The 11,377-nt window shown below is 38.9% G+C and carries 10 protein-coding genes and 1 pseudogene; 8 read left to right on the top strand and 3 right to left on the bottom strand.

The annotated features are described in order from the left end of the window. From ACRCJ0_RS06125 to ACRCJ0_RS06115, 3 genes and pseudogenes are all read left to right on the top strand, one after another. Window positions 1-528: pseudogene (locus tag ACRCJ0_RS06125) on the top strand (glucose-1-phosphate adenylyltransferase subunit GlgD); the annotation flags it as partial. 34 nt (window positions 529-562) lie between these two features. After that, window positions 563-1,999: a glycogen synthase GlgA gene (gene glgA / locus ACRCJ0_RS06120; protein ID WP_431389877.1), complete on the top strand. Its 1,437-nt coding sequence runs from the start codon at window positions 563-565 to the stop codon at window positions 1,997-1,999. A 183-nt stretch (window positions 2,000-2,182) separates the two neighbouring features. Then, complete coding sequence (locus ACRCJ0_RS06115; protein ID WP_431389875.1) at window positions 2,183-3,538, top strand: aspartate kinase; 1,356 nt, start codon at window positions 2,183-2,185, stop codon at window positions 3,536-3,538. Window positions 3,539-3,603: 65 nt separating this feature from the next. Here the strand turns inward: ACRCJ0_RS06115 and ACRCJ0_RS06110 are convergent, their stop codons facing one another. Beyond that, complete coding sequence (locus ACRCJ0_RS06110; RefSeq protein ID WP_431389873.1) at window positions 3,604-4,434, bottom strand: undecaprenyl-diphosphate phosphatase; 831 nt, start codon at window positions 4,432-4,434, stop codon at window positions 3,604-3,606. 205 nt (window positions 4,435-4,639) lie between these two features. On the opposite strand from ACRCJ0_RS06110, the gene ACRCJ0_RS06105 reads away from it, so the two are divergent. The 5 genes from ACRCJ0_RS06105 (at window position 4,640) to ACRCJ0_RS06085 (ending at window position 10,243) form a co-directional block, all read left to right on the top strand. Beyond that, window positions 4,640-5,164, top strand: a complete 525-nt coding sequence (locus ACRCJ0_RS06105; RefSeq protein WP_431389871.1) for a PTS sugar transporter subunit IIA — start codon at window positions 4,640-4,642, stop codon at window positions 5,162-5,164. Window positions 5,165-5,474: 310 nt separating this feature from the next. Then, the gene (locus tag ACRCJ0_RS06100; RefSeq protein WP_431389869.1) at window positions 5,475-6,536 is read left to right on the top strand and encodes a BMP family lipoprotein; all 1,062 of its coding nucleotides are present in this window, start codon (window positions 5,475-5,477) and stop codon (window positions 6,534-6,536) included. Between the two features lie 89 nt (window positions 6,537-6,625). Continuing rightward, complete coding sequence (locus ACRCJ0_RS06095; RefSeq protein WP_431389867.1) at window positions 6,626-8,221, top strand: ABC transporter ATP-binding protein; 1,596 nt, start codon at window positions 6,626-6,628, stop codon at window positions 8,219-8,221. Further along, window positions 8,208-9,287: an ABC transporter permease gene (locus tag ACRCJ0_RS06090; protein WP_271735197.1), complete on the top strand. Its 1,080-nt coding sequence runs from the start codon at window positions 8,208-8,210 to the stop codon at window positions 9,285-9,287. The genes ACRCJ0_RS06095 and ACRCJ0_RS06090 overlap by 14 nt, the downstream gene beginning before the upstream one ends. Then, window positions 9,287-10,243: an ABC transporter permease gene (locus tag ACRCJ0_RS06085; protein WP_431389878.1), complete on the top strand. Its 957-nt coding sequence runs from the start codon at window positions 9,287-9,289 to the stop codon at window positions 10,241-10,243. Before ACRCJ0_RS06090 ends, ACRCJ0_RS06085 begins: the two co-directional genes overlap by 1 nt. A 75-nt stretch (window positions 10,244-10,318) precedes the next feature. On the opposite strand, the gene ACRCJ0_RS06080 is transcribed toward ACRCJ0_RS06085, so the two are convergent. Together ACRCJ0_RS06080 and ACRCJ0_RS06075 are read right to left on the bottom strand one after the other, a co-directional pair. Further along, window positions 10,319-10,942, bottom strand: coding sequence for a flavin reductase family protein (locus ACRCJ0_RS06080; RefSeq protein WP_431389864.1), 624 nt, complete (start codon window positions 10,940-10,942; stop codon window positions 10,319-10,321). A gap of 16 nt (window positions 10,943-10,958) precedes the next feature. Further along, window positions 10,959-11,377, bottom strand: a 419-nt coding sequence (locus ACRCJ0_RS06075; RefSeq protein ID WP_431389862.1) for a beta-propeller fold lactonase family protein, incomplete at its 5' end; no start/stop codon positions are given.

Genomic DNA, 11,377 nt, shown 5'->3' with positions numbered 1-11,377 from the left:
CTAGATGACGTTATCATTGAATATATGGACGACTATAAAACAGTTGGTTATCTTTATGAGGGATACGTCGGTAATGTAGATTCTGTAAAATCTTACTATGATGTCAGCATGCAAATGCTAAACGGTGAATACTTTACCCAACTATTCCAAGGTGATCAACCTATCATTACAAAAGCACATAATGGTTCGCCAACTTATTATGGTAGCCATGCAGATGTCATTAATGCACAAATCGGTACAGGTTGCCAAATTTATGGTGAAGTGGAACATTCTCATATCTTCCGTAACGTGGAAGTGGCACCAAATGCTAAGGTAGAAGATTCTATCATTTTCCAAAGTGCGAAAATTGGTAAGGGTGCAAGTATAAAATATGCTATTTTAGACAAAAAAGTTGAGGTAGAGCCGGGTGCAGTCATCATTGGAACACCGGAAAAACCTGTTGTGATTCCAAAAGGGACCTATGTCGCTGCATCAGACGAGACATTCCAACACCCAGCTTATAAGTTTAAAAAAGTCAAAGGATTTTAAGTAATAGATAAAGAGACGAGAGAAGGGTGATCATATGAAAGTTTTATTTGTCGCCGCTGAGGGTGCGCCGTTCTTCAAAACGGGTGGGCTTGGTGATGTTGCCTATGCCTTGCCAAAAGAATTGCGCAAACAAGGTGTTGATATCAGAGTGGTATTGCCGTATTACACACAAATGCCTGAAAGATTCAAGGAGCAACTGACTGAAATCACCCATTTTAGAGTTGAATTAGGTTATAAATCAGCCTATGTTGGGGTAAAAACGCTAACACTTGATGGCGTTCAGTATTACTTTATTGATAATTTAGCGTATTTTGACCGAGACCAACTGTACAGCCAAAATGACGATGGTGAACGGTTTGGATTTTTTGATATCGCAGTGGTTGAAATGATGGAACAAGTGGATTTTATACCAGATATCATTCATGTAAATGACTGGCAAACAGCAATGATTCCTGCCTTATTAGTGGATCGATACCATTGGGTAGATAGCTACCGAAATATCCGCAAGGTACTAACTATCCATAACATTCGTTTCCAAGGTTGGCAAAATGAATCTGTCTTAAAAGATATTTTTAACACCACCTATGCTTTATACCATGAAAATGGGGTTAAAAAGGAAGGTCAAGTAAACTATCTTAAGGGCGGTATTAATTTCTCTGACAAGGTAACAACAGTTAGTCCGAATTATGCCCGCGAAATTCAGACACCTGAATTTGGTGAAAAACTAGACGGTGAATTACGTTATAATGCTTGGAAGTTATCAGGCATCATTAATGGGATAGATTATGAACAAAACAATCCAGAGACGGATCCTAATTTAGTTGAAAATTATGATGCATCAACAGTTCAAACTGGTAAAGCAGCCAATAAACGAGCCTTACAGGAACGAGTTGGCCTAAGTGTAGACCCGGATGTTGCTTTACTTGGGGTAGTTACGAGATTAACTGATCAAAAGGGTATGCAGTTGTTACAAGAAAAAGCTGAATATCTACTCACAAATTTCAATATTCAAATTGTTGTGTTGGGTACCGGTGATGAAGCGTTTGAGAACTCATTCCGTTATTTTGAATGGAAGTATCCCGGGGAATTCTGCGCATATATAGATTTTGATGTCGAATTAGCCCAGCAAATTTATGCAGGGTCTGATATGTTCTTGATGCCTAGTGCATTTGAACCGTGTGGCTTATCTCAAATGATTGCCATGCGTTACGGTACTTTACCAATTGTCCATGAAACAGGGGGCTTATCAGATACCGTTAAACCATACAATCAATATACTGGCGAAGGTAACGGCTTCTCATTTAACATCTTTACTGGGGATGTTTTCGCTCATATTATCCAATATGCCTTGGATATTTACGAAAACCAACCGGATGTATGGTTCCAATTGATTTACCAAGCCATGGCGACAGACTTTAGATGGACTGAACCGGCTAAGGATTATATCCGTTTATACGAAGACTTGTTATAATTTTTGAAAATGATTTAAGCTTGCTAGCCAATTATTTTGGCAAATTGAATATTTTCATTACATAGGATGATTACTGAGGTTGAGACACATAGGTTTCAACCTCTTTTCCTATTGTATAGAGCCTCATTTTTATGATAAGATAGCTCATAATACATTAAAATTGGATTGGAATGAAATGAAAAGATGAAAGTAGTAAAATTTGGAGGTTCATCAGTTGCATCAGCTGAACAACTGGTGAAAGTGAAAGATATTGTAATTGGTGACGTCGACCGTAAAGTGGTAATTGTTTCCGCACCTGGTAAACGGGATAAGGATGACATCAAGGTGACCGATTTATTAATTGACTTGGCTGCTGAAATCTTGCACGATAGTGAAAATGCATCAGCTACTTTTAATAAAATTGTAGACCGCTTTAGAGATACAGCTGAAGGGTTAGAAATGAATCTAGCCATTATTGATGACATTTCCAACCAATTAAATGAATTAATTAGTTCGGATATCACAGACCAACCAGCTTATTTTGTGGATGCGATTAAAGCCTTTGGTGAAGATGCAAATGCGCAATTAATTGCCGCTTATTTCTCTGGATTAGGTTATGAGGCCTCTTACTTAAATCCTCAAGATGCAGGCTTGTTCTTATCAGATAATCCTGGTCAAGCGCGGGTCTTACCAGAGTCTTACCAAAATTTATACAAATTACGCGAACGTGATGGTATCATCGTCATCCCTGGTTTCTTTGGTTACACGAAAGACGGCAAATTAGTTACATTCTCTCGCGGGGGTTCTGATATTACTGGTGCAATTGTCGCAAACGGTGTCAAAGCTTCAATGTATGAAAACTTTACCGACGTTTCGTCTATTTATGCCGCAAATCCTGGAGTAGTCCATAATCCTGTCGCGATTGAGCAGCTGACATATTCAGAAATGCGTGAATTATCTTACGCTGGATTCTCCGTTTTCCATGATGAAGCTCTGCAACCAGCATTCATCGCTGATATTCCTGTAGCGGTAAAAAATACTAATGAACCACAGGCACTAGGCACTTTGATTACCCGAACACGTCCAAAAAATAAACTAGCGATTTCAGGTATTGCATCAACAAGCGGATTTGCCTCTGTTTACATAAAAAAATATATGATGAATAGAGAGGTTGGCTTCGTTCGTCGCGTCTTATCTGTCCTTGAAAAATATGACGTTTCATTCGAACATATCGTATCTGGTATCGATGACATCGATGTTATTTTTAAAGAAGATGCCTTATCGAAAAAAGAATTCGAAGAAATGGTAGCTGAAATCAAAGCTGAAACAGCTGCGGATTCTATTGAAAAACGCGATAACTTAAGCTTAGTAATGTTAGTAGGGGAAGGTATGATAGAAAATATCGGTAATACTGCCCGAGCAACAAAGGCCTTGTCAGAAGCAGGGATCAACTTGGAAATGATCAACCAAGGTTCATCTGAAATTTCTATTATGTTTGGCATAATTGAAGAAAGAGAAGATGACGCTGTTCGCGCCATCTACAATGAATTTTTCAACTAAAATTCAATACGTACGAAAAAGGAGTGGCCAGGCCACTCCTTTTCATTTGGATAAAAATCCGAATATTATGAATTAAATAGTAAGAAGTACAAGATAACCACAATACCAAGGACTATACGATACCAACCGAATACTTTGAAGTCATTAGCTTTAATGTATTTCAAGAATAGTTTAATAGTTAAGACTGAAATGACAAATGCTACAACCATACCAACTAGTAATAGCCAGATTTCTGTACCTGTGAATACGAAACCGCTTAAGAAAGCTTTGACTAATTTTAGTGCTGAAGCACCGAACATAATTGGAATACTCATAAAGAATGAGAAGTTGGCTGCTAATGGTCTGGACGTACCAACGATTGTTGCTCCCAAGATGGTTGAACCTGAACGAGATGTACCAGGAACTAGTGCCAATACTTGGAACAAACCAATTTTGAAGGCGTCCATATATGTCATTTCTGCCATAGAGTTGATTTTTACTTGTCTGTTTTTGTTACGATTTTCAATCCAGATAAACCAAATACCGTAGACAATTAACATAACTGCAACAACAAACCAATTCATTAAGTTTGCTTCCATCCATGAGTCTAATATTAGACCGGCAATAGCAGCTGGAAGACACCCAACGACTACTTTAAACCAAGTCAACCAAGTTTCCTCTTTTTCTGCTTTGGATTTGCTTGGTGCGAATGGATTTAATTGGTTGAAGTTAATCCATACAACGGCTAAAATTGCGCCTAGCTGGATAACAACCAAGAAGATATCCCAAAATTCTTGACGTGCATTTAATGTAATGAATTCTTCAAGAAGAATCATGTGTCCAGTTGATGAAATCGGTAACCATTCGGTAATCCCCTCAACGATACCAAATAAAATGACCTTTAATGTATCTAACATTTATCAATTTCCCTTCATTCAAAATAAAATAATTTCTCATTTCAGTATAAATGAAAATAAGAAAGAAAACAAAAAATCATCAAAACTTTAAAAAGTTTTTATATTTGAAATCTGTGAAATCGCTTCAGGGATAGGTTGTCATTATTTTTACGAATGTGATATGATTAAAGTAGTCAGTAAAATGAATACTTAAGGAGCGAGCGATATGTTTGATTTTTTTAAAAAAGATAAGAAGAAGGAAACTACAAAACAACCGAATAGTTCTCAAGTAGCAGAAACTTTATTTGCTCCTGCTACGGGCGAATTTAAATCTATCGATCAAGTAGATGATCCTGTATTTTCACAAAAAATGATGGGTGACGGTTATGCTGTAGAACCTGAAATAGGTGACGTTTATGCACCAGTTGCAGGTACTGTAATGAGTATTTTTCCAACTAAACATGCTATCTATATCAAAACAGATGATGATGTAGAAGTTTTAGTTCATATGGGTATTGATACTGTTGAATTAGATGGTGCACCATTTAATGTCATGGTAGCTGAGGGAGACCAAGTTAGTGCTGGTACCCAAGTCGCCACAGTTGATTTAGACCAATTAGCATCTGCAGGTAAAGGAAAATCAATCGTTGTCGTATTCACGAATTTGGGAGACTTTTCTAACTTACAATTAACTGCATCTAATCAAGTTACACATAGTGCAGAAGTGGGTTCAGTAAAAGCAAACACCTAGTTTAAATACGAATATTTATTCAAATCAAGGTCGGGGCCTATATGCCACGGCTTTTTTTGTTGTCTGAAAAATAGCGAAAGTATTGTGATAGCACTGTTTTCATAAGTCACTCCAAGATTATTAGAAAACGTTCGTTTTTGAAACGATTACAACGATACGTTAAAATTGTAAAGTGAGAAAAATGATTAAAATACGAACTATTTTTATAAAATAACTTTACTTTTTCTAATTTATAACGTAATATAATTCTTGTAAGAAACGAACATTAGAAACTTTTAAAATTATAACATTCGTTTATTGGAGGAGTAACATGTCTACAAAATTTAAAAATATCGTTTTATTAGCTGGTTCTGTTTTTGCTTTAGCAGCATGTCAAGGTCAAAATGCTGGAACTGATACATCAAGTGAATCAGATTCTCAAGCAACATCTGAAGCTACTGGTGATTACGCTATCGGTATGATAACTGATGAAGGTGGGGTTGATGACCGTTCATTTAACCAATCTGCTTGGGAAGGTATGCAAGCTTGGTCAGAAGAAACTGGCAATAAAGTACAATATTACGAATCAACAGATTCATCTGATTTCGTACCAAACTTCAATACTGCGATTGCAGATGGTTATGACATCATCTTCGGTATGGGCTTCATGTTAGAAGATACTTTTAATGAAGTAGCACCTGCTAATCCAGACCAACAATTTGCCTTTATTGATGGACAAGTAGACCAACCAAACGTTGTATCAATGACTTTTGAAGACCAAGAATCTGCCTTCCTAGCAGGTATCGCAGCAGCAACAACGTCTGAAACTGGAAAAGTCGGCTTTGTAGGTGGAATGAAAACACCGGGTATTGACCGTTTTGAAACTGGTTTTAAAGCTGGTGTTGCTCATGTAGATGATTCAATTGAAGTGGATGCACAATATGTTGAATCATTTGGTGATGCGGCTACAGGTCAACAAATTGCGAATGCTATGTACACAAGTGGCGCAGATGTCATCTATACTGCTGCTGGTGGTTCAGGTAACGGTGTATTTACTGAAGCACGTAACCGTTTAGAAGCTGACAGCGAAGCAAATATCTGGGTAATTGGTGTTGACCGTGACCAGACTGAAGAAGGTGAATGGTCTGGTGGTAACTTCACTTTAACTTCTACAATTAAAGACACAGGTTCAGCGATCGTTGCCATTACCGAGCAATCAATGGATACTGAATTCCCAGGTGGAGAATTGGTTGAATACGGTTTAGCAGATGAAACGGTTGATATCACAAGAGGGAACCTTGATGATGAAACTTGGGCAACAATTGAAGATGCGAAACAACAAATCATTGATGGTGAAATTGACGTTCCAGAATTCTCTTATTCAGCAGAGTAAGCGGGTATAGAAAAGTACATTGCGTCAGTCAAATTGGCTGACGCTTTTAATTTGGATAGGCGTCTAAGTTAGAAAAGAGGAAGATAGACATGCAAAATGAAAATGTCATTGAAATGCGAGATATTACAAAAATATTTGGTACATACAAAGCCAACGATAATATCAATTTCAATTTAAAAAAAGGTGAAGTTCATGCCTTACTAGGGGAAAACGGGGCCGGAAAATCGACCTTGATGAATATTTTGTCCGGTTTACTAGCACCAACATCTGGTGAGATTTTGGTGAACGGTCAAGCGGCAGTCATCAGTTCACCTGACCATGCCAATAAATTAGGTATCGGTATGGTTCACCAACATTTCATGTTGATTGATAAATTTACAGTAGCCGAAAATATTGTGCTTGGTAAAGAATCTACAAAATTTGGATACCTTGACGAGAATGCAGCTTATACAAAAATCAAAGAGTTATCTAGCCAATACCATTTGGCCGTTGATCCAGATGCTTACGTACAGGATATTTCTGTTGGTCAACAACAAAGAGTTGAAATCATTAAGGCGCTGTACCGTGGGGCTGATATTTTAATTTTTGATGAACCGACTGCTGTATTGACCCCTCAAGAAATCGAAGAATTGATGCACATTATGAAAGCTATGACGCTTGAAGGCAAATCCATTATTTTGATTACCCATAAATTAGATGAAATCACCTCAGTTGCTGATCGTTGTACAGTAATTCGTCGCGGTCAAAGTATTGATACGGTTGATGTCTCTAACACCAACAAGCAAGAGTTGGCGGACATGATGGTTGGACGTCATGTGAATTTCAAAGTTGAGAAAAAGCCAGCTGAGACAGGCGAAGTTATTTTGCAGGTCAATGATTTAGTGGTCAATGAATCTAGGGGCTTACAGGCAGTGAAATCTGTAGATTTTGAGGTGCGAGCAGGTGAAGTTTTAGGCATTGCTGGAATCGATGGTAACGGACAAACTGAATTAATCCAAGCGATTTCAGGTTTAAGAAAAGTGGTGTCAGGAAAAGTGACTTTAGCTGGTAAAGATGTGACTAATAAGCGTCCGCGTAAAATTACGGAAGCTGGATTAGGACATATTCCGGAAGATCGGCAAAAACATGGTTTATTCCTTGAGTTATCGATTGCAGAGAATATGGCCATGCAGTCTTATTACCAAAAACCTTTCTCAAAAAATGGGCTCTTAAACCACAATTTCATCAATGACCATGCCAAAATTCTCATCGATGAGTTTGACGTGAGAACCGAAAGTGAAGCAACGCTAGCAGGTGCCTTATCAGGTGGTAACCAACAGAAGGTAATTATCGCGCGTGAAATAGACCGAAATCCGGACTTATTAATCGCAGCTCAACCGACTCGTGGGTTAGATGTAGGGGCGATTGAGTTTGTGCACGACAGGTTAGTACAACATAGAGACGCAGGGAAGAGTGTATTGTTAATGAGTTTTGAACTAGACGAAATTATGGGTGTTGCTGACCGCATTGCAGTGATGCATGACGGTAAAATAAATGCCATCGTCGATGCTGACGATACGAATGAAACGGAATTGGGTCTATTGATGGCGGGTGTAAGCTTAGAAGAAGCACGCGTTCAAAGCGCCCTACATCCAGTAGGTCAAGATACAATAGCGGAAGGGGTTGAACCAGTTGAAATCATTTAAGACAAATACGCTTGTTGAAAAATTGGCTATTCCAGTGATTTCTATTTTAAGTGGCTTTATTCTAGGCGCCTTAATCATGTTATTCTTCGGCTACAATCCAATTGCTGCCTACGATGCCATGATCATGACCGTTCTATCTAGTCCATACTTCATTGGTGAAGTCTTAAGACAAGCAACAGTGTTAACGTTAACTGGTTTAGCCTTTAATGTCGCTTACCAATCAGGCTTCTTTAATATTGGTTTATCAGGTCAATTGTTAGCTGGCTGGTTATCATCAGTAGCTTTTGCCTTGGCCTTTCCAGATTTACCACAAATGATTATGGTACCTGCAATCCTCGTTATTGGGACCTTATCTGGTGCCTTATACGCCTCAATTGCTGGTGTTTTGCGTGCCTACTTAGGGACAAATGAAGTTGTTGTGACGATTATGTTGAACTATATCATCTTGTATACGACCAATTACCTTATTCGTGAGGTGCTAGGGTCAGGGAATATGACTGATAAAGTAGGCGAGAATGCTTCCTTAGCTTTAGGTTTTATTTCAACATTAACAGGTGGGTCTCGTTTAAATATGGGGATTTTCATTGCCATCATCATGGTTATTCTATACGGATTTGTGATGAAACATACAACTATGGGCTTTGAATTAAAGGCTGTTGGATTAAATAAAGATGCGGCGGAATATGCAGGTATTCACGTGGAGAAAAATATCGTCTTAGCCATCTTCTTGTCTGGTGGTTTGGCTGGTTTAGCGGGCGTTATCCATGGTATCGGCACTTTTGGTAACTTGTATACACTAACATCTCTGCCATCTGAAGGGTTTAACGGAATTGCTGTTGGCTTGCTTGGAATGGGAACGCCAGTCGGGACTTTTCTAGCTTCAATCTTATTCGGTATCTTGAATATTGGGGCTTCATTTATGCCAAACCGTGCCGGTGTACCGGATGAATTGGCGAGTGTTATTACAGCTGCTATCATCTTCTTTATCGGGTCATCTTATATCATTTCATATGCAATAGATAAATTCGGTAAGGGTAAAAATTCGACAGTTAAGGGGGACCGATGATGGACTTTTCTACTATTTTACAATTAATTGTGTCTTCAACATTAATGTACGCAGCACCCCTTATGTTTACTGCAATCGGTGGTGCCTTCTCTGAACGGTCAGGTGTGGTGAACATTGGTTTGGAAGGGATTATGGTGATGGGAGCCTTTGCTTCAGCCGTTTTCAATATCGCCATGTCAGGCACTTTCGGGGCCATGACGCCTTGGGTTGGTCTTTTAGTAGGTGGGCTAGTCGGCTTGATTTATTCAGGAATCCATGCCGTATCATCTATCAACTTCCGCGCCAATCAAACCATTTCCGGTACAGTATTGAACTTAGCAGCTCCCGGATTATCTGTTTTCTTAGTAAGAGCGATTTATGGAGCAGCGCAAACAGGTCCATTAGCGAAACCTTTTGTGACTTATAATATTTTAGGTTTGAATAATATCCCAATTATTGGACCAATTTTCTTTCAAAATACTTCTGGCCCAGCTTATCTAGGGATCCTATTCGCTGTAATCGCTTGGTTTGTCATATTCAAAACCCGTTTTGGTTTACGCCTACGTTCAGTCGGCGAGCACCCAGAAGCAGCGGAAACACTTGGTATTAACGTAAACGCAATGAAATACGCTGGCGTTTTGATTTCTGGACTACTTGGCGGTATCGGTGGAGCAGTTCAAGCGCAGGCCGTACAGAATGAATTTTCTGTAATCACCGTAGCAGGACAAGGATTCATGGCCATGGCGGCAATGGTTTTTGGAAAATGGCATCCAGTCGGTGCACTATTTGCTGCAATATTCTTTGGCTTCGCGCAAAGCTTATCGGTAACAGCAAACTACATCCCTATTATTCAGGATGTACCATCAGTTTACTTAGATATTGCCCCTTATATTTTGACGATTATCGTATTAGTTGTATTCATTGGTAGAGCCCAAGCGCCAAAAGCTTTAGGGAAAACCTTTGTTCAATCGAAATAGGAAAAATTTTCAAGCATCCATTCAAATTTCAGAATAAACAAAAAAGGATTTGGCCGCTGCTAAATCCTTTTTTGTTTATTCTGGTCGTTCTAATACATATGGTTTTGTGATATCCGTATACAAGTTGCCTGCTAATCTGGCAACAGGGTCTAAGGCTTCGTACAAGACATAGCCTTTTCCCTCGTCATATACCGATTCATCTAAATGATAGTCGGTAATTTCAAGGATGAACATATCGGTGATGATACGGTCCTCGCGGTCACGGATTGGGATATACTGGTAGACTTTTACTTCAAGGCGAATTAAAGAATCGGCCACACCTGGTGGGCTCACAGTCTTAGAATTAACCGTTTGAATGTCTGCTAGGGTCAATTCACTGACGTCTGCTGAAACTTTGGCAGCGGTAGCATTCATTTTATCAATGAAAGACTTGCTGACAATATTCACCACACCTTCAGGATGGTCTAACAAATTCCGGGCGGTATCTTTAATTGAAAAATCTTCTTTCCGAAGAATAGCCATTGAAATCAAGGGCAACTTTTGCCCGGCACCACTAGTAAAAGAAAAGGGCGCCAAATTGATGACACCCGTTTCCGTGTTTTCACTTGTAATCCAACCAATTGGTCGGGGTACAATGGCACCAGATAGCAATTTATATTGTAACTTTTCATCCATTTGACTGGCTGCTAAATGATACATGAATGGTTAAACTCCTTTAAACTGGTGTTACACAAACAATTTCGTTAATGCTTGTATTATCAACGTAGGTTAATAAGCCACTTGCTTGATCACGAGTAAATAATGAAATTTGTGGTTGGAATTGGTGACCAACGATGACAAATGATTCATCTGCATTGAAATTGAAGTCACGCGGGAAATCGCCTTCAGTTGAAATGTTTTGAATTTCAGTTAAACTTTGACCATCTGCTGAAACCTCAAAAACAGTAATTGAGTTGTGACCACGGTTTGAAACGTATAAGAACTTGTTGTCACTTGATAAACGAATAGCTGCTGATGAGTTGAATTCAGTCCAATCGCTTGGAATCGTGTCATAACGGTTACCAGCAACTAAAGAACCATCTTCTTGAATGTTTAACACTTCAACTGTGTAGTCCAATTCACCTAAAAGGTAAG

Source organism: Aerococcus sp. L_32 (assembly GCF_050689315.1).
The sequence above is the reverse complement of the archived record's forward strand: the minus strand, read 5'-3'. Positions and strand labels throughout refer to the sequence as shown.

Coding starts and splice junctions, on each gene's coding strand:
- glgA (WP_431389877.1), top strand. CDS start 563: ATGAAAGTTTTATTTGTCGCCGCTGAGGGTGCGCCGTTCTTCAAAACG.
- ACRCJ0_RS06115 (WP_431389875.1), top strand. CDS start 2,183: ATGAAAGTAGTAAAATTTGGAGGTTCATCAGTTGCATCAGCTGAACAA.
- ACRCJ0_RS06110 (WP_431389873.1), bottom strand. CDS start 4,434: ATGTTAGATACATTAAAGGTCATTTTATTTGGTATCGTTGAGGGGATT.
- ACRCJ0_RS06105 (WP_431389871.1), top strand. CDS start 4,640: ATGTTTGATTTTTTTAAAAAAGATAAGAAGAAGGAAACTACAAAACAA.
- ACRCJ0_RS06100 (WP_431389869.1), top strand. CDS start 5,475: ATGTCTACAAAATTTAAAAATATCGTTTTATTAGCTGGTTCTGTTTTT.
- ACRCJ0_RS06095 (WP_431389867.1), top strand. CDS start 6,626: ATGCAAAATGAAAATGTCATTGAAATGCGAGATATTACAAAAATATTT.
- ACRCJ0_RS06085 (WP_431389878.1), top strand. CDS start 9,287: ATGGACTTTTCTACTATTTTACAATTAATTGTGTCTTCAACATTAATG.
- ACRCJ0_RS06080 (WP_431389864.1), bottom strand. CDS start 10,942: ATGTATCATTTAGCAGCCAGTCAAATGGATGAAAAGTTACAATATAAA.